Below are 17,229 nucleotides of genomic sequence, written 5' to 3'. Positions count from 1 at the left end.
GGTCACCACCCCCCCCCCCCCCCCCCCCCCCCCCCCCCCCCCCCCCCCCCCCCCCCCCCCCCCCCCCCCCCCCCCCCCCCCCCCCCCCCCCCCCCCCCCCCCCCCCCCCCCCCCCCCGCCGACCTGCCCTGGCTGGTCGAGGCGGGCGACGCCGACTTCGACGCCGTCGTGACGGAGAGCCCGCTGCCCGTCCTGGTGGACGTCTGGGCGCCGTGGTGCGGGCCCTGCCGCGCCGTCACCCCGGTCGTGGAGCAGCTCGCGCGGGACCGGGCGGGGCGGCTCAAGGTCACGAAGGTCAACGCCGACACCGCGCCCGGCGCGAGCTCCCGTCTCGGGGTGCGCGGCATCCCGACGCTGGCGCTCTTCACCGACGGCCAGGAGCGGTCACGGCTGGTGGGCGCCCAGCCCGCGACCACCATCCAGCGCTGGGTCGACCAGCAGCTGGACTCGACCCAACAGGATCGCTGAAGGAGGACCAATGACGACCATGATGCCGACGCCGCTGCGCCCGGCCGGGATGCCGGATGACCTGCGTCGACGTCGGCCTGCCGAGTACCGCCTCGCGCCGGCTGCCCGGGCCCCGCGGCATCGCGCGCCCCACGCACCGCGGCGGCGGGCCTGGAACGGGGTCAGGACGGCGGTCCTGCTCTCGGGCATGGCCGGGCTGCTGGTGCTGCTCGGGTCGCTCTTCGGCCGGACCGGCGCGGTGATCGGCCTGGTCCTCGGCGTGGCCACGGTCGCCGGGTCCTACTGGTTCTCCGACCGCGTGGCGCTGCGTTCCGCGGGCGCGGTCCCCGTCGGGCCCGCGAGCGCACCGATGCTGCACCGGATCGTGGGAGAGCTCTCCGCCGAGGCGGGGCTGCCGATGCCCCGCCTGTACGTGACGCCGGATCGGCAGCCGAACGCCTTCGCCACCGGACGCGATCCGGCGCATGCGGCGGTCGCCGTGACGCAGGGGCTGCTCGACCTGCTCACACCCGCGGAGCTGCGGGCCGTGCTCGCCCACGAGCTGGCCCACGTCCGGAACCGGGACACACTGCTCACCTCGGTGGCCGCGGCGCTGGCGACCGGTATCAGCTTCGTCGCCCAGCTCGCCGGGTGGTTGCCGTTCGCGGGCAGCTCGGAGGAGGACGAGGCACCCGGCCCACTGGCCGCCCTCGTCGCCTTCCTGGTCGCTCCGCTCGCCGCGCTCCTGCTCCAGCTGGCCCTGTCCCGCAGCCGGGAGTACGAGGCCGACCGCACGGGCGCCTGGCTGTGCCGTGACGGACGATCCCTGGCGACGGCGCTGGCGAAGATCGAGCGGGTGGCGCAGCGCCTGCCCATGGAGGTGCAGCCGGCCCAGGCGCCCAAGTACGTCGTCAACCCGCTGTCGGGCTCCCCTGGCCGATCGTTGTCGGCGCTGTTCATGACGCACCCGCCGACGGCCGAGCGGATCGCCCGGCTGACCGGGTGGTGACGCACCCGGCGGCCGCACGTCGCAGAGATCCCGACCGGACAGGCGGCGGAATCTACAGCGACCGCTACAGGTCCACCCGTACGTAGTGATCGACCAGCCCGAGAGGAGGACGACAGATGACGTTGCCAGTGCTGAATCGGGAGTCGGCTGCGGATCGGTGGGATCCCTTCCGGGAGCTGTTCGAGCTGCACGACCGCCTGGCCAGGGTGTGGGACGCCGACCCTCTCCGCGCCCTGGACCGCTGGGTCCCGTCCGCCGACCTCGAGGAGACCGACGAAGCCTACGTCGTCGAGCTGGAGGTGCCGGGCCTCGCCCGTGACGACGTCGACGTCCAGCTCGACGACCGGGTCCTGACCGTCTCCGGGGAGATCCGGGAGAAGAAGCGCACCGGCATCCTGCACCGGCGCACGCGCAAGGTGGGCAAGTTCCACTACGCAGTGTCGCTGCCGGCGGAGGTGGACGACGAACACGTCGAGGCCTCGCTGCGGGACGGCGTCCTGACCATCCGGGTGCCGAAGTCCGCGCGGACCCGCCGTCGCCGCATCGAGATCACGCGCTGATCCGCAGCCGGCCCCGGGCCGCCGACGCAGGACGGGCGACGGAGACCGGCGCGCCGGTGCCGGTCACGTCGCCTGCTGCTGCGTCCGCTGTGTCATCGCGGCGGTCCTCGCCTCGAGGGCGTGGACGACGGCGGCCATGTCCGCCGCCCCGTGCCCCAGCCCTTCCGCCTCCCCGTAGAGGGCATGGCAGACGTCGAGCAGCGGCACGGCGGCCCTGATGCGCCGAGCCGCGCCGGCCACCAGCTCGTTGTTCATCAGGACATCGGTGAGCGCCGCCTGGACGGCGAAGTCCCTCTCGACGAGCTTGGCCGCCTTCACCCTCGACACCTCGCTGGCCATGGGCCCGGCGTCGAGCACCTCACGGAGCTGGTGGCTGTCGAGGCCGTGCACGTCGGCGAAGTGGAACGCCTCGGCGAGCCCCGTGACCTGCGTGATCAGGAAGAGGTTGACCGCCAGCTTCATGAGCAGCGCGTTCGGGACGTCCCCGCAGACGAACGTGCGGCGGCACATCGGCTCCAGCAGTGGCCGCACGCCCGCGACGACGCCGGCGTCGCCCGCCAGCATGCCGACCAGCTGCCCCGCCTCCGCGGGGAGGCGGGATCCGGAGACCGGCGCCTCGACGTACTCCCCGCCCGCCGCGCGGACGTCCGCGCCGAGAGCGGCGGAGTACTCGGGCGACGTCGTCCCCATGGCGACGACCACGCGTCCACCGACAGTCGTGGCGAAGTGCCCCGCACCGCGGCCGAGGACGTCGTCGACGGCGGCCGCGTTCGCCAGCATGAGGATCACGATCCGTGCTCGCCGGAAGACCTCCGCCGGGTCCGCCGCGACCGTGGCACCGGCAGCACGCAGCGGCTCCGTCCGGTCGGGGGAACGGTTCCAGACGACCAGCGGCGTGCCCGCCCGGGCGAGGTTCAGCGCCATCGGCTGACCCATGACACCCAGACCGATGAATCCGACGTCCACACGTCCTCCCCTGCGTCGTCGACCGGCGCCGCACCGCCGCCTGCCCGGCGGCGACCCAGCCCTGGTCACGGAAGGCGTCGGAGACAACGAACCGGGCCCGGTGCTCCACGTCCCCGGCCGCGCCGCCGGCGAGATGGCGTCCCGCTCCGCCTGCTCGCCGTCACCCTGACCTCCCGTGCCGAGGATCACCGAGGTGTGCCGGCGCGGACAAGGGCCAGGTCGGCCACGAAGGGCTGGAGGGCTGCCAGGAGCAGCCGCTTCCCGGCCAGGTGTCTCCGGACGTCGGGCGCGTCCGGAGGCCCGGTGGACATGTGGGCGCCTCAGCGTGCCGCGGTCCCTTGCCTGCTCACCGGCGGCTCGCCAGACTGCCGGCCATGGCACCCCGACCCGTCGTCGTCGGCACCGGTCCTCGGCACGTCCTCGCTCTGCACGGCTGGTTCGGGTCCGCCGCCGGGTGGGGGCCGTTCGCCGAGCTGTTCGACGGCGACCGGTACTCCGTCGCCCTCCTCGACTACCGGGGCTACGGCGCCCGCAGGGGGCAAACCGGTTCCTTCACGCTCGCCGAGATCGCCGCCGACGCCCTGGCCGCGGCCGATGAGCTGGGCTGGTCGGAGTTCGTCGTGATGGGGCATTCGATGGGCGGCACCGCGATGCAGCGTGTGCTGGCCGACGCGCCGGACCGCGTGCAGGGCCTCCTCGGCATCAGCCCGGTCCCCTCCACCGGGGTGCCGTTCGACGACCAGGGCTGGCAGCTGTTCAGCAGCGCCGCCGAGGATCGCGGCAGCCGGTACGCGATCATCGACCTGACCACCGGCAACCGGCTCTCCCCCACCTGGGTCGACCGGATGGTGCAGCACTCGCTCGACCAGTCCGACGTCGCGGCCTTCGGCGGCTACCTCGAGGCGTGGGCGCGCACCGACTTCTCCACCGAGGTGCGCGGCAACCCCGTCCCGGTGCTGGTCGTGGTCGGCGAGCACGACCCGGCCCTGGGCGCGCCCGTCATGCAGCAGACGTTCCTCGAGCAGTACCCGAACGCGGCCCTCGAGGTGCTGCCCAACGCGGGGCACTACGCCATGTTCGAGACGCCGGTCGCGCTGTTCACCTGCGCCGAGCGGTTCCTCGACGGGCTCCCGTGAGCTCCCCCGCGTGGAGCCCCTCGGCCGGGTCAGCGGAGACGGTGGCTCTGGTCGACCCGGTCACCTACGAGACCGGCCCGCCGTTCGAGCTGCTGCGTCGGCTGCGGGCCGAGGCGCCCGTCGCCTGGGTGGACGAGCCCGCTCTGCACGGCCAGCCGGCCGGCACCGGGTTCTGGCTGGTCCTGCGGCACGGCGACGTCGAACGCGTGCTGCGCGACCCGGCGACCTACTCCTCCTGGCTCGGCGCCACGCAGGTCAGCGAGGCCCGTGACCTCGCGTGGGTCCGGCAGATGATGCTCAACATGGACCCGCCCGACCACACGCGGCTGCGGCGGCTGCTGACCCGCTCGTTCACCCCACGGGCCGTGGCGGCGCTGACCGACGCGATCGAGGCGACGGCGGCGCGGCTGGTCGACGACATGATCTCCGGCGCCGGCGAGGGCACCTGCGACTTCGCCAAGGACGTCGCGGCCGATCTGCCGTTGCTCGTCCTCGCCGAGGTGCTGGGTGTACCGGCCGAGGACCGCTGGTTGATGTTCGACTGGTCCAACCGGGTCATCGGCTGGCAGGACGCCGACTACGCCACGTCGGCGGCCTTCGACGGCAGTGGAGGCACCGCCATGGCCCGCGAGGCGCTGGCCCTGCGCCCGGCGCCCGCTGACGACGGGACCATGCCCGATCCGCGGACCCGGGCGGGCATGCCCGACCTGTACGCGTACGCGCGCCTGCTCGCCGAGCAGAAGCGGGAGACGCCCGGTGCCGACGTCATGTCGATCCTGCTGGCGCAGGTCGAGGAGGACGGCGGCCGGCTGACCGACGCGGAGTTCGAGAACATGTTCTGGCTGTTCGCGGTCGCCGGCAACGAAACCCTGCGCAACGGTCTGCCGGGGGGCCTGATCGCGCTGCTGCAGCACCCGGACCAGCTGGCCGCCGTCCGGGCGGACCCCTCGCTGCTCCCCGGCGCGGTCGACGAGATGCTGCGCTGGTGGACGCCGGTGATGGTCTTCCGCCGCACCGCCACGCGGGACGTCGAGCTCGCCGGCACCCGCATCCGAGCCGGGGACAAGGTCGTGGTCTCGTTCACCTCGGCGAACCGGGACGAGGCGGTCTTCCCGGATCCCGACCGGTTCGACGTCCGCCGCGCGCCCAACCCGCACCTTTCCTTCGGGCACGGGCCGCACTTCTGCCTCGGCGGGCAGCTGGCGCGGGCGCAGATGCGGGCGCTCTTCGGTGAGCTGCTGCGCCGCACCGCGGTGCTGGAGCCGGCCGGACCGCCCGCGCTGCTGCGGTCCAGCTTCCAGCGCGGGGTCAAGCGGCTCCCGGTCCGCTGGGTGGCCGCCTGAGGAGGCGATGGCCTCGGCCTGGGCGAGCCGCGCGTCCGACCTCAGGACCCGCTGGTCCCCCGGCGCCGGACCCGTCGGTCGAAGCGGTCCTGGCTGCCGCCCAGCGGCCGGCCGAAGAACCTGCCGAGCACGACGCCGGCGGCGAGGGCCAACCCGATCGCCGCGGCCCCCACGAGCGCGTTCATCCCGCCCGAGACGTCGGCCTCCACGACGACCGCGAAGAGGCCCCGGTAGATCGCGAGCCCGGGCAGCAACGGGACGATGCCGCAGACCGCGAGGAGCAGGGGCGGGATCCGCAGCCGATCGGTCAACGCCCCACCGCAGAAGCCGACGACCACGGCCGCCGCAGCACTCGCGACTGCTGGGCCGGCACCGAACACGGCAGCCGTGGACGCCGTGGTCCACGTCAGCGCGCCGGCCACCGTGGCCACTCCGACGGCGAGCGGGCGGGCGTGCGACGCCACCGCCCAGAACCCGGCCATCCCGGCTGCGGCGGCCACCGCCACGGCGAACGGCACGGTGGACGTCGACGGTTCGAGCACGCGCAGCGGGAACTCCGCCCGCCGCGCCAGATCGAGGACTGCGGCGATACCGACGACGATGCCGGTCGTCAGCATCAGCACCTCGAAGGCCCGCGCCGCGGCGGTGACCGGGAAGCCGCTGATCGCGTCCTCGGCCGCGCCCACGAACGAGAGGCCTGCCAGGAGCACCACGATCCCGGCGGCGACGACCAACGAGGTGCGGACCTCGACCTCCCACGCGAGGAGGAGGACGGCCGCCCCGGTGGCCACCGCAGCTCCGGCCACCTGCTGGAAGAACATCGGGAGCCCACGCCGATCGAGTGCGCGGAGCGTCTGCTCGATGACGGCCGTGGTGACCGCCGCGACGAGCGCCACGAGCCAGCCACCGCCGAGCTGGAAGGCGACGCAGCCCGCCACCCCCGACCAGCCGAGTGCGTGGATGGGCCGACGGTAGGGGTGCGGCGCAGACAGGACGTCGTCCAACCGACGGTGCGCGTCCTTCAGGTCCAGACCCTCCGCCTGGATCGCTGACACCAGGTCGGTGATCCCCTGCAGCCGGGTGTAGTCCAGTCCACGGGGGCGCACGATGCGCATCAGCACGAGCGGGGGCACGTCGTCCGGGTCGTAGCTGATCGTGAGCGACGTGAAGGTGACGTCGACCTGGCAATCGGTCAGTCCGTAGGCCGCCGCCACACGGAGCACCGTGGCGGTCACGTCAGCCGCCGACGCCCCGACCGCCATCATCGACTCGCCGATGCGGAGGGCCAGACCGAGCGCCGAGCGCGCGGTGCCCGCGTCGACCCGGCTGGGCTGGGCGCGCAGTGCGAAGGGCGCCGTCGGCGGGCCGGAGCCGGCGATCGCCTTCCGCGCCTGGTCCGGCAGGCGGGCGATCCGCCACCTGCGGTCCCGGCTCGTGGGGGGCACGACGCCCAGGCTACGGAGTGGTGACGGGGGAACGCGGCCGGCGACGACGGGACGGCTCGTGACCATCCGCACAGGCGGCAGGGCATCGACGCACACCGGTCCGGAGCTCCCACGCCTGACCCTGCGCACCGTGCGGGTGGGAGGCGCTCCGGGTGTCTCGCCTCGCCCTCGACACGGGTTCGCGTCGGCGATCAGCGCACGCCCTGGCCTCACCTGCATGCGAGGCGTGCAGATCACCCGCTTCGGCGGTCCCGAGGTCCTCTTCGTCGACGACGTCCCCCAGCCGAGTCGACGGTCAGGACAGGTCCGGTTCGTCCGGCTTGGTGCCGGCCGGGGCGACCCTGGCGAACCGGGCGGACAGCGTGCGGAAGGCCTCGGCGAGGGCCGGCGGGCTGACAGCGAGGACGTCGGTGTCGTAGCGGGCGACGGCAGCGGCGATGCCGACCCAGGACCAGGCACCGAGCGTGAGCCGGCAGCGGTCGGGGCCCAGTGACTCGACGAGGCCGTCGTGGGCGAACGGTGCCACCCGGGCGGCAGGGAGACCCAGTTCGACGGTGCCGGTGCACGGCCAGGTGTCCACACCGCCGGCGCTGCCCTGGAAGGTCCCGTTCACGAAGGCGGCGAGGTCGCCCCCAGGCAGCACACGTGGGGTGAAGCGTGGGCCGGTCGGGGTGCGGGGGGTGATCCGGTCGCAGCGGTAGGTCCGCCAGTCGGCTCGGTCGAGGTCGAAGGCGACGAGATACCAGCGGCCGTTCCGGGTGACCAGGTGGTGCGGTTCGGCTCTCCGGGGCGGGACGACCTCCTCGCTTACCCCGCCCGCACTCCCACGCGCAGCGGCGTAGTCGAACCGCACGATCTCGCGGGCGCGGATCGCTGCCGTCAGCGCCACCAGCACTGCCGGGTCCACCTCGGCGGTCGCGCCGCGGGCGACAGGGGTGACCTGGACGGCGTCGATCCGGTGCCGCAACCGCGCCGGCATCACCTGGCGGACGGTGGTCAGCGCACGGGCGGCGGCCTCGCTGACACCCGCGCCACTGGTGATGGCCAGTTGCAGGGCGACGGCGAGGGCCACGGCCTGGTCGTCATCGAACAGCAGCGGCGGCAGGTCGGTGCCGGCGTCGAGGCGGTAGCCACCGTCCGGGCCCTTGAACGCCTGCACGGGATAACCGAGTTCGCGCAGCCGGTCGATGTCGCGGCGCACGGTGCGGGGCTGGACCCCGAGCCGCTCGGCCAGGGTGGCGCCGGGCCAGTCGCGGCGGGCCTGCAGCAGTGACAGCAGGGTCAGCAACCTGGACGAGGTGCCGTTCCTCTCGGGCATGCCCGTCACGTTGGCCACAGTAGAGGACTGAACCTGTCCGCTACCGCTGCCACGCTCCTCTCGTCGCCACCAAGGGGGTGGCGGGACACCGAGGAGCCGACATGAGCATCACCACGACCACGCACCTCAACTTCCGCGGCCAGGCCCGCGAGGCACTGGACTTCTACGCGTCGGTGTTCGGCGGTGAGGTCATGGCCTTCACCTTCGCCCAGGGCGGCGACGAGCGGGACGGCGCCGACGGCGCGGTGGCCGAGCAGGTCAAGTGGGGCGGCGTCCAGGCCCCCAACGGCTTCGCGATCATGGCCTTCGACGTGCCGCCCGCGCGGGCGTACGACCCCGGCACCGACGCCGTCTACGTCTCGGTGCGCGGCACCGACACCGAGGAGATCACCGGGTACTGGAAGGCGCTCACCGAGGGTGGGACCGTCCGCGCGGAGCTCGCCCCCGTCGGCTACGCACCGCTGTACGGGATGGTCACCGACCGCTTCGGCGTGACCTGGGTCCTCGACGTCCTCCCGCCCTACGAGGCCTGATCGCCACGCCGGGGGCAGGGGGCCGTCGGCCTCCTCCCCCGGCATCCCGCTGCACAGCCTGCCCCGGATCGGGCGCAGAAGGCCGACCCGGTCGCCGCGTTCTCCCGAGTGGTGGCTGCTCTAGCCTCCGACCATGCGCGCTGTGCAGATCACCGAATTCGGTGGCCCCGAGGTCCTGAACGTCGTCGACGTCCCCGAGCCGGAGGCCGGTCCCGGGCAGAAGCTCTACGACGTCTCCGCCGCCGGCGTGAACTTCGCCGACACCCACCAGATCGAGAACTCCTACCTGGCTGCCCAGCAGCTGCCGTTGGTGCCGGGCGCGGAGTTCGTCGGCACCCCGGTCGGGGGCGGGCAGCGGGTGGTCGGGCTGCTCGACGGCGGCGGTTACGCCGAGAAGGCCGTGGCGAACGACGTCCTCACCTGGCCCGTGCCCGACGCCGTCAGCGACGAGCAGGCCCTCTCGCTGGTCCTCCAGGGGACGACCGCCTGGCACCTGCTGCGCACCAGCGCGCACCTGGCCGAGGGCGAGTCCGTCGTCGTCATCGCCGGCGCCGGCGGCGTCGGCTCGCTCGCCGTCCAGCTCGCCCGCCGGTGGGGCGCCGGCCGGGTGATCGCTACCGCCTCCAGCGCGGAGAAGCGGCAGCTCGCCGAGGAGCTCGGCGCGCACGCCACCGTCGACCCGGCCCTCGCCGACGACGACCCCAAGCAGTTCACCGGCGCGCTGCGCGAGGCCAACGGCGGCAGGCCGGTCGACATCGTGGTCGAGATGACCGGCGGCAACGTGTTCACCGGCTCGCTGTCGGCCCTGGCGCCGTTCGGCCGGCTGGTCACCTACGGCATGGCCGCCCGGCAGGAGACGCCCGTGGTGCCCCCCGGCGCGCTGATGCAGAAGAGCCGCGCGGTCATCGGCTTCTGGCTGGCCCACTGCATGGCGCGCCCGCAGATGCTCGACGCCGCGATGAACGACCTGCTGGCCATGACGGCCGACGGTTCGCTGAAGCCGGTCGTCGGCGGGCGCTACCCGCTGTCCGCCGTCCGCGAGGCGCACCAGGACCTGCTCGCCCGCCGCACCACCGGCAAGCTCGTCCTCGACCCCTCCCGCTGAACCGGCCGGTCACCCTCCCGGCGTTTCCACCGGGAGGGTGACCCAGCATCACCCGGAGGGCGGACGCCGTTCGTCCTTTCGGGCACGAGCGGCTCTCCTCCCGGTTTCGCTCCCTACTGTCCGTGACGGACGCAGCCGGGGGGACGAGCGCCACCGATCGACCCTCCGCGCGGTCATCCGACTGACCACGGGGGGAAACCATGGGACGACGCACGCTCCGGTCCGGCGCCGCCGCGACCGGCGTGACCATCGCGCTGCTGGCCGGGACGACGGGGTGCACCTTCCCCGACGTCTCGATGAGCCCGGGCCTCTCCGGAGGGGACGCCGCCGCGGTGGCGACGCCCGCGGTGGACGACGGCACCGAGGCCGCCGAGCCGCAGGAGCACGTGCGCCCCGCCGGCGACCTGGACACCGGCTCGGTGACGCACACCGTCGCCGCCGGCGACCGGACAGTCGTCATCGACTACTGGACCGAGCAGGACGCGGCGTCCTGGACCGCCTCGGATGCGAAGACCGTGCAGCTGGCCGCGCACGTCGAGGGCGGCAGCACCACGGTGACCGTGCTGGTCACCCGCTTCGCGGCGACCACCGACGACGGCATCCAGCGCACCGTGGCCGCCGAGGACCGCGGCGAGTTCGCCCTGACACCGCCGTTCACCTACGCCACCGCCTTCACGCTGCCCGACGTCTCGGCCACGGCGACGACCGTGACCCTCTCCGTCCAGTTCGACCTGCTGGTCGAGACCACGCCCGACTCCGGGCGTTACTTCCGCCAGACCGTGCTCGACCAGCTCGAGCTCCCGCTACTCGAGGAGGACTCGCTGTGACCGAGGTGGTCCTGCACGGCATGCGCCGTGCCACCGACCGCGTCCACCTGCTGGCCCGCAGCGGTCAGGAGATCGTCGACGTCAGCTCGCTCGTGCCCGACGAGTTCGGCGGCGGCCAGGCCCACCACGAGCGCCGGCACGCCACCATCAGCTGCATCATCCCGGCCTACAACGAAGAGGCGACGATCTCCGACGTCCTCACCTCGCTGCTGTCGCAGACCCGGCCGCCGGACGCCATCCACGTCATCATCAACAACACCGACGACGACACCCCCGAGATCGCCCGGGAGTACGCCGGCGAGCACCTGAGGGTGGTGAAGGGCGAGGCCTTCCACACCGTCGTGCACGTGCACGACATCGGCGAGAACCCCGACAAGAAGGTCGGCGCCCTCAACTACGGCTACTACGTCAGCCGCGGCCACGACTACATCCTCGGCGTCGACGGCGACACCACACTGGACCGCCGGTGCGTGGAGTGGCTGGAGAAGGAGATGGTCACCGACCCGCGCATCGGTGGGCTGTCGGCGATCTACACCTTCGACAAGTCCCGGGTGAAGGGCGCGATGGCGCGCTTCCTGGTCGCCGGCCAGCGCGCCCAGTTCGCCGGCTTCAACATGGACAACCTGGTCCGCGGCCGGAACATGGCCGTCCTCGGCGGGCAGTGCAGCCTCTTCAGCGTCCGCGCCCTCGAGACGGTCATGTACCGCAACCACCAGGCCGCACCCTGGGTGCGCGACTCGGAGGTCGAGGACTCCAAGCTGTCGCTGCAGATCAAGGACGCCGGCTTCAGCACCAAGATCAGCGCGCACGCCCGGGCGTTCGTCGGGCCGATGACCACGCTGCGGGCGCTGCACGGCCAGCAGGTGAAGTGGAACTTCGGTGGCATCGACCTGCTGTGGCCCGGTCAGCGGGGCGACACCAAGGGGCAGCCGCTGCACCCGAACCTGCGGCTGCGCTGGTACGAGAACGTCTCGATGGTGTTCAACATCGGCACCCGCATGTCGTTCCTGCTGCTGCTCGCGGCGGCGCTGTCGATCGACGCGTTCGTGTTCAACCCGGTGTGGCTGATCCCGCCGATCGTCGCAACCTTGCTGAACCTGCGGATCGCCGCTTCCATGCACGACAAGAGCGCCTCGGACATCTTCTACGCGCTGCTGTTCGCCCCCGCCGAGCTGTACATGTGGATCCGCATGGGCCACTTCATGAGCGCGTGGGTGCAGTTCTTCGCCCGCGTGGAGAAGGACAACTGGGCCGCCCAGGCCGCCGCCGAGCGCGGCCGCGGATCCGCCTACGTGATGCCGGCGCTGTGCGCGGCGGCCACGTTCGCCGTCCTGATCTTCGCCTGGAGCCAGCAGACCATCGCCGTCCAGTCGGCGATCCTCTCGATCGGCTGGCCCGTCCTCTACCTGGTGACGGTCCTGCAGACGCTGTTCATGCTGAAGAAGCTGGTCCGCCGCCAGCGGGGCTTCTCGGTCTGAGGGAGCGCCCCGTCCCCGCGCGGGCAACGCGTCGGGACGGGGCCTCCGCTCACACCAGGCGGTTGGTCCAGAACAGGCTGAGGACGGCGCCGAGCAGCACGACCAGCACGCCGGCCCGCACGAACCAGGGGCTGATGTCCTTGGGCTCGGTGGTGTAGCCGATCTGGCTGCCCAGGTCGCTGTAGACCTCCTCCAGCTCCTCGACGCTGGCGGCCTCGCTGAAGCTGCCGCCCGTCTCGTCGGCGATCCGCTCCAGCGCCGCCCGGTCCACCGGCACCGGCACCCGCTCGCCGTCGATGTCGAGGGTGCCGTAGTCGGTGCCGAAGGCGATCGTGGAGACGGGCACCCCCGCGGCGCGGGCCGCCTCGATGGCCTGCGAGTCGTCGCGGCCGACGGTGGTGGTGCCGTCGGACAGCAGCACGATGCGCGCCGGTGGGGGTTCCTCGCCGCTGGTCTCCAGGGACGCCTGGAAGTTCTGGATCGCCGCCAGCGAGGTGAAGATCGCCTCGCCGATGGCCGTGGCCTCGGCGAGCTCCAGGTTCTCGATGGCGATGGCCACCTGCCCCCGATCGGTGGTGGGCGGCACCACCGTCGTCGCGGTGCCGGCGAAGGTCACCAGACCCAGGTTGATCCGCTCGGGCAGCACGTCGACGAACTCGGTGGCGGCCCGCTGCATCGCCCGGAACCGCGTCGGCTCGACGTCCTCCGCCTCCATGGACAGGGAGACGTCGACGGCCATGATCACGGTCGCCCGCTCCCGTGGCACCTGCACCTCGGTGCTCGGCACCGCGAGGGAGACGACGAGGGTCGCCAGGCCCAGGGCGACCAGCCCGAACGCCAGGTGCCGCTTCCAGCCGGGCCGCTTCGGGACCAGCGAACTCAGCAGCGAGACGTTGGTGAAACGGGCCGCGTACGCCTTGCGCCGCAGCTGCAGCACCACGTAGACCGCCACCAGCGCGGCGACCACGAGCAGGGCCAGCAGCCACCACGGTGACTGGAAGGTCATCGGGAGGCCCCTCCGCTGCCGGCACGCCGGCGGTCGGCGACGAAGCGGACGACGTCCATGAGCCAGTCACGGTCGGTCCGCAGTTGCAGGTGGCCGGCCCCGGCCCGGCGCAGCGCCGCGGCCACGCCGGCCCGCTGGGCGGCGGCGCCCTCGGCGTACCGGGCGCGGAACTCGGCGTCGCCGGTCGGCACCTCGAGGGTCTGACCGGTCTCGGGGTCCACGACGGTGAGCAGCCCCACGTCGGGCAGCTCCAGCTCGCGCGGGTCGAGGACCTCCACGGCCAGCAGGTCGTGCCGGGTGCCCAGCGCCCGCAGCGGGCGCTCCCAGTCGCTGTCGCCCAGGAAGTCGGAGATCACCACGACCAGGCCCCGCCGGCGCGGCGGGCGGCGCAGCGTCTCCAGCGCCACGGCCAGGTCACCGCGGCGGCCGCTGCCCGCCCGCGGCGTGGCCACCACCGAGCGGAGCAGCCGCTCGGCAGCCAGCCGGCCCGGCATCGCCGGGTACCGGTCCACCCGCTCCCCCGTGGTGACGACCGCGCCCAGCCGGTTGCCGCCGTGCACCGTGAGGTGCCCGACCGCGGCCAGCCCGGCGATCGCGAGGTCGCGCTTCTGGCAGTTCGCGGTGCCGAAGTCCAGGCTGGCCGAGAGGTCGACCACCGCCCAGGTCTCCAGCTCGCGGTCGGCGATCGTCTCCCGGACGTGCGCCACCTGGGTGCGGGCGGTCACCGGCCAGTCCATGCGGCGCACGTCGTCGCCGGGGTGGTAGGTCCGGGAGTCACCGGCCTCGCTGCCCGAACCGGGGACCAGCCCCAGGTGGTCGCCCTGCAGCAGGCCGTCGAGCCGGCGGCGCACGGTGAGCTCCAGCCGGCGCAGCAGCACGTCGGCCGGCCCGTCGGTGAAGCGCGGCGGCGCCCCGTCGTCCCCGCTTCCCGAGCCGGGCGCCGCCGGGTGCAGCAGCAGCCCCGGGTGCTCGGGCGCGACCGACGACGGCTCCTCCCGGCGACGGCGGCCGATCACGTCCGCTGCGACCCGGGCGTGGCGCCGTTGCCGCCGTGCTGCGGCGCGGCCGCACCGCCGTGATCACCGTGCGGCTGCTGCCCGGGCCCCTGGGGCCCCGGGCCGTACTGCGGCCCGCCCGGCGCCTGCGGGCCGTGCTGACCCCACGGCGCCCCCTGCGGCATGCCCTGCGGTGGCCCGAAGAACGGCCCGCCCGGGCCCGGCGGCACCGACGGCCCGCCCGGCGCACCCGGTCCGCCACCCGAGGCGCCCTGCCGGGGCGCCACCTGCGGCAGCGGGACCGTCTGCACGATCCGCTTGACGATGTGGTCGGCCGGCACGCCGTCGGCCAGCGCGTCGTAGGACAGCACCAGGCGGTGGCGGAGGACGTCGGCGGTGACGTCGAGGACGTCCTGCGGGAGCACGTAGTCCCGGCCGCGCACCAGCGCCAGGGCCCGGCTGGCCGCGATGAGCCCGAGCGAGGCGCGCGGGCTCGCGCCGTAGGACACCCACGTGGCGACGTCGTCCATGCCGTGCTCCCGCGGCGCCCGGGTCGCCACCACCAGGCGGACGACGTAGTCGACGAGGGCGTGGTGCACGAACACCTCGGAGGCCGTGCGCTGCAGCCGGCGCAGCTCGTCGGGGCCGAGCACCGTCTCCGGCACCGGGGGCCGGGAGCCCATCCGGTAGATGATCTCGCGCTCCTCCTCGGTGCTGGGGTAGTCCACCAGCACCTTCATGAGGAACCGGTCGCGCTGCGCCTCGGGCAGCGGGTAGACGCCCTCGGACTCGATCGGGTTCTGGGTCGCCAGCACCAGGAACGGGTCGGGCAGCGGGTGGGTGACACCGCCGATGGAGACCTGCCGCTCGGCCATGACCTCCAGCAGCGCCGACTGCACCTTCGCCGGCGCCCGGTTGATCTCGTCGGTGAGCAGGAAGTTGGCGAACACCGGGCCGAGCTCGGTGTCGAACGTGTCCTGGCCGGCCTTGTAGATGCGCGTGCCGATGATGTCGGCCGGCACCAGGTCGGGGGTGAACTGCAGGCGGGAGAAGGTGCCGCCCACGACGGTCGCCAGCGTCTCGACGGCGAGGGTCTTGGCGACGCCGGGCACGCCCTCGAGCAGCACGTGCCCCCGCGCCAGCAGCGCGACCAGCATCCGCTCCACCAGCCGGTCCTGCCCGACGATGACGCGCTTGATCTCGAACAGCACCCGCTCCAGGCGGGCGGCGTCGACCGACGGCGGCACCGGCGCCTGCGGGGAGGTGGGCAGGCTCTCGGTCGGTGTGCTGGCAGCGCTGGACACGTGGCTCCCTGGTCGGCCGGGCCGCGACCACCCGACTCGGGCAGGCCGTCGACGGGGCGCGGTGTCGTCCCGGCCCCCGCCCAGTGTCCTACACCGGCGGGGCGGGCCGCCGGAACGCCGACAGCCGCCCACGGGCCGCTGTCGCACCGCCGCAGGCGGGGCGCGCAACTCCCTGCCCGGCGACCGCGCGGACTGCTAGCCTGACCGTGCGTCGGGCAGCTCCCCCCGTGGCTGCCCGACGCCTTTCTCTGCCTCGTGCCCGGTCCCCGCCGGCGGCGGCTCAGGCGCTCGGTCGCACCGCGCCGAAGTACGTGCTGCTCGAGGTGCGTGCTGCCGCGATGGTCACGTGCTTCCCGCGGTCCGGCGCCTCGATCACCTGCCCGCCGCCGATGTAGATCGCCACGTGGGTGATCGACATGTAGTCGCTCCGGTCCCCGCCCCAGAAGAGCAGGTCACCGGGCTGCAGATCGGCGAGCGCCACCTGCTTGGTGCGGTTGAGCCACCACTGGTCCCGGCTGGTCCCGCCGATGGCGATGCCGGCCCGGGCGTAGGCGTACTGGGTGAGGCCGGAGCAGTCGAAGCCGAAGATCGCGGTGTCCGGCGCGATCCCGTTGCTCGGGCCGTTGCTCCCGCCGCCACCCCACGAGTAGGGCACACCGAGCTGGGAGCGCGCCGCGGCGATGGCCACCGCGGCCGCCGACGCCGACGGGGCACCGGCCGAGCCGCCCGGGGAGCGAACGGGCGACGGGCCGGACGGCGCGGGGGTGGCCACCGGCGGGGCGGGGGTGGTCACCGGCGGGGCGTGGGTGGGCCGCGGCGCGGGAGCGCGAGCGGCGGCATCCTGCGCGGCGGCCTGCCTCGCGGAGGCGGCCTGCGCTGCGGCCCGGGCCCCCTCCAGGCCGTAGAGGATCTGCTGCGCCTGCTGGAGCTCCGCCTGGAGCTGGTCCTCCTGGGCGTCCAGCGCGTCGGCCTGGCGGCGGGCCGACACCTCCTGGGACTGCGCGCTCGCCAGCAGGTCGGCCGCCTGCTGCTGGACTGCCGCGGCCTGCGCCGCGGTCTCGTCGGCGACCTCGCGGGCGCCCGCCGCCTGCACCTCCAGGACCGTCAGCTCGGCGACGACCTCCGTGCGGTTGGCGCCCGCGGCTTCCAGCAGCGCCGAACGCTCGATGAGCTCGGCCGGACCGCTCGAGCTGAGCAGCGCGGTGATGCCCGGAGAGGTGGAGCCCTGCATGTAACTGGCCCGCGCGAAGGAGGCGACGTCGTCGCGTCCCTGCTGCAGGTCGGCGGCTGCCCGGGCCGCCGCGGCGGCCGCGGCGTCGGCGGTGTTCCTGGCCGCGTCGTACGCCGCCTGCTTGTCCTCGTAGTCCTGCAGCGCGATCAGCGCCCCCTGGTGGGCGGCCTCGACCTCGGCCCGCGCCTGCGCCAGCTGGGCGCCGATCTCCCCGACCCGGGTGGCGGCATCGGCCTTCGCCCGCTCCGCCGCGCTCAGCTCGGCGGCGCTGGGCGACCGCGGCGCGGCGCCGGCCGACGACGGGGTCAGGCCGATCGCCACGGCGGCGACGAGCAGCGCGACCGCCGCCCGCAGCGCTGTCCGGCCGTTGCCGCGCCCGCCCCTCACGCACGGGGAACCGGTACCACCGTCCCGCACCGTGCCCATCCGCGTCCCGCTGCCCACGACCTGCCTCTTCCCGACGTCCGCGGGACGCCCGGACGGGCGCCCCGTGGAGGCATCGGACGGCACCGCAGCACCGTTGAGG

16 protein-coding genes are annotated in these 17,229 nt (G+C 74.0%); 9 read left to right on the top strand and 7 right to left on the bottom strand.

Features of this window, described 5'->3' with window-relative positions; all coding sequences use genetic code 11:
* The first annotated feature begins 123 nt into the window (after positions 1-123).
* The 3 genes from trxA (at position 124) to ACI8AP_RS16120 (ending at position 2,016) form a co-directional block, all read left to right on the top strand.
* Positions 124-468 (top strand): thioredoxin, encoded by a 345-nt coding sequence (gene trxA / locus ACI8AP_RS16130; protein WP_456590379.1) that lies wholly within the window; start codon positions 124-126, stop codon positions 466-468.
* Between the two features lie 10 nt (positions 469-478).
* Positions 479-1,456, top strand: coding sequence for a M48 family metalloprotease (locus tag ACI8AP_RS16125; RefSeq protein ID WP_456590377.1), 978 nt, complete (start codon positions 479-481; stop codon positions 1,454-1,456).
* A 116-nt stretch (positions 1,457-1,572) separates the two neighbouring features.
* Positions 1,573-2,016: an Hsp20/alpha crystallin family protein gene (locus ACI8AP_RS16120; RefSeq protein ID WP_456590376.1), complete on the top strand. Its 444-nt coding sequence runs from the start codon at positions 1,573-1,575 to the stop codon at positions 2,014-2,016.
* A 63-nt stretch (positions 2,017-2,079) separates the two neighbouring features.
* Here the strand turns inward: ACI8AP_RS16120 and ACI8AP_RS16115 are convergent, their stop codons facing one another.
* Positions 2,080-2,982, bottom strand: a complete 903-nt coding sequence (locus ACI8AP_RS16115) for an NAD(P)-dependent oxidoreductase (RefSeq protein ID WP_456590375.1) — start codon at positions 2,980-2,982, stop codon at positions 2,080-2,082.
* A gap of 374 nt (positions 2,983-3,356) precedes the next feature.
* Here ACI8AP_RS16115 and ACI8AP_RS16110 point away from each other — a divergent pair, with 374 nt between their 5' ends.
* Both ACI8AP_RS16110 and ACI8AP_RS16105 read left to right on the top strand, forming a co-directional pair.
* The gene (locus tag ACI8AP_RS16110; protein WP_456590374.1) at positions 3,357-4,118 is read left to right on the top strand and encodes an alpha/beta fold hydrolase; all 762 of its coding nucleotides are present in this window, start codon (positions 3,357-3,359) and stop codon (positions 4,116-4,118) included.
* A gap of 41 nt (positions 4,119-4,159) precedes the next feature.
* A complete protein-coding gene (locus ACI8AP_RS16105) occupies positions 4,160-5,461 on the top strand; it encodes a cytochrome P450 (RefSeq protein ID WP_456590373.1) in 1,302 nt (433 codons plus the stop codon).
* 41 nt (positions 5,462-5,502) lie between these two features.
* Here the strand turns inward: ACI8AP_RS16105 and ACI8AP_RS16100 are convergent, their stop codons facing one another.
* Positions 5,503-6,906 carry a threonine/serine ThrE exporter family protein gene (locus tag ACI8AP_RS16100; RefSeq protein ID WP_456590372.1) on the bottom strand — a complete coding sequence of 468 codons (1,404 nt, stop codon included), beginning with the start codon at positions 6,904-6,906 and terminating at the stop codon, positions 5,503-5,505.
* A gap of 295 nt (positions 6,907-7,201) precedes the next feature.
* Positions 7,202-8,224 carry a helix-turn-helix transcriptional regulator gene (locus ACI8AP_RS16095; RefSeq protein ID WP_456590371.1) on the bottom strand — a complete coding sequence of 341 codons (1,023 nt, stop codon included), beginning with the start codon at positions 8,222-8,224 and terminating at the stop codon, positions 7,202-7,204.
* Positions 8,225-8,325: 101 nt separating this feature from the next.
* Between ACI8AP_RS16095 and ACI8AP_RS16090 the strand changes: the two genes are divergently transcribed.
* The 4 genes from ACI8AP_RS16090 (at position 8,326) to ACI8AP_RS16075 (ending at position 12,167) form a co-directional block, all read left to right on the top strand.
* The gene (locus ACI8AP_RS16090) at positions 8,326-8,757 is read left to right on the top strand and encodes a VOC family protein (RefSeq protein WP_456590370.1); all 432 of its coding nucleotides are present in this window, start codon (positions 8,326-8,328) and stop codon (positions 8,755-8,757) included.
* A 133-nt stretch (positions 8,758-8,890) separates the two neighbouring features.
* On the top strand, positions 8,891-9,862 hold the full coding sequence (locus ACI8AP_RS16085) for a quinone oxidoreductase family protein (RefSeq protein WP_456590369.1): 972 nt from the start codon (positions 8,891-8,893) through the stop codon (positions 9,860-9,862).
* Positions 9,863-10,062: 200 nt separating this feature from the next.
* Positions 10,063-10,689, top strand: a complete 627-nt coding sequence (locus ACI8AP_RS16080) for a hypothetical protein (protein WP_456590368.1) — start codon at positions 10,063-10,065, stop codon at positions 10,687-10,689.
* Positions 10,686-12,167 carry a glycosyltransferase family 2 protein gene (locus tag ACI8AP_RS16075; protein ID WP_456590367.1) on the top strand — a complete coding sequence of 494 codons (1,482 nt, stop codon included), beginning with the start codon at positions 10,686-10,688 and terminating at the stop codon, positions 12,165-12,167. The genes ACI8AP_RS16080 and ACI8AP_RS16075 overlap by 4 nt, the downstream gene beginning before the upstream one ends.
* A gap of 49 nt (positions 12,168-12,216) precedes the next feature.
* On the opposite strand, the gene ACI8AP_RS16070 is transcribed toward ACI8AP_RS16075, so the two are convergent.
* The 4 genes from ACI8AP_RS16070 to ACI8AP_RS16055 all read right to left on the bottom strand — a co-directional run bounded on the left by ACI8AP_RS16070 (position 12,217) and on the right by ACI8AP_RS16055 (position 17,090).
* Positions 12,217-13,173: a VWA domain-containing protein gene (locus tag ACI8AP_RS16070; protein ID WP_456590366.1), complete on the bottom strand. Its 957-nt coding sequence runs from the start codon at positions 13,171-13,173 to the stop codon at positions 12,217-12,219.
* Positions 13,170-14,189, bottom strand: a complete 1,020-nt coding sequence (locus ACI8AP_RS16065) for a DUF58 domain-containing protein (protein WP_456590365.1) — start codon at positions 14,187-14,189, stop codon at positions 13,170-13,172. Before ACI8AP_RS16065 ends, ACI8AP_RS16070 begins: the two co-directional genes overlap by 4 nt.
* Entirely contained in the window at positions 14,186-15,472 is a 1,287-nt protein-coding gene (locus tag ACI8AP_RS16060) for an AAA family ATPase (RefSeq protein ID WP_456590364.1), read from the bottom strand. Before ACI8AP_RS16060 ends, ACI8AP_RS16065 begins: the two co-directional genes overlap by 4 nt.
* 280 nt (positions 15,473-15,752) lie before the next feature.
* Positions 15,753-17,090, bottom strand: a complete 1,338-nt coding sequence (locus tag ACI8AP_RS16055; protein WP_456590363.1) for a C40 family peptidase — start codon at positions 17,088-17,090, stop codon at positions 15,753-15,755.
* Between the last annotated feature and the right edge of the window lie 139 nt (positions 17,091-17,229).

The sequence above is a fragment of the Blastococcus sp. SYSU DS1021 genome (assembly GCF_054050995.1).
Note: the sequence above shows the minus strand (reverse complement) of the source record. Positions and strands in the feature narration are given on the sequence as shown.

Coding starts and splice junctions, on each gene's coding strand:
- ACI8AP_RS16095 (WP_456590371.1), bottom strand. CDS start 8,224: ATGCCCGAGAGGAACGGCACCTCGTCCAGGTTGCTGACCCTGCTGTCA.
- ACI8AP_RS16125 (WP_456590377.1), top strand. CDS start 479: ATGACGACCATGATGCCGACGCCGCTGCGCCCGGCCGGGATGCCGGAT.
- ACI8AP_RS16080 (WP_456590368.1), top strand. CDS start 10,063: ATGGGACGACGCACGCTCCGGTCCGGCGCCGCCGCGACCGGCGTGACC.
- ACI8AP_RS16120 (WP_456590376.1), top strand. CDS start 1,573: ATGACGTTGCCAGTGCTGAATCGGGAGTCGGCTGCGGATCGGTGGGAT.
- ACI8AP_RS16070 (WP_456590366.1), bottom strand. CDS start 13,173: ATGACCTTCCAGTCACCGTGGTGGCTGCTGGCCCTGCTCGTGGTCGCC.
- ACI8AP_RS16085 (WP_456590369.1), top strand. CDS start 8,891: ATGCGCGCTGTGCAGATCACCGAATTCGGTGGCCCCGAGGTCCTGAAC.
- ACI8AP_RS16110 (WP_456590374.1), top strand. CDS start 3,357: ATGGCACCCCGACCCGTCGTCGTCGGCACCGGTCCTCGGCACGTCCTC.
- ACI8AP_RS16090 (WP_456590370.1), top strand. CDS start 8,326: ATGAGCATCACCACGACCACGCACCTCAACTTCCGCGGCCAGGCCCGC.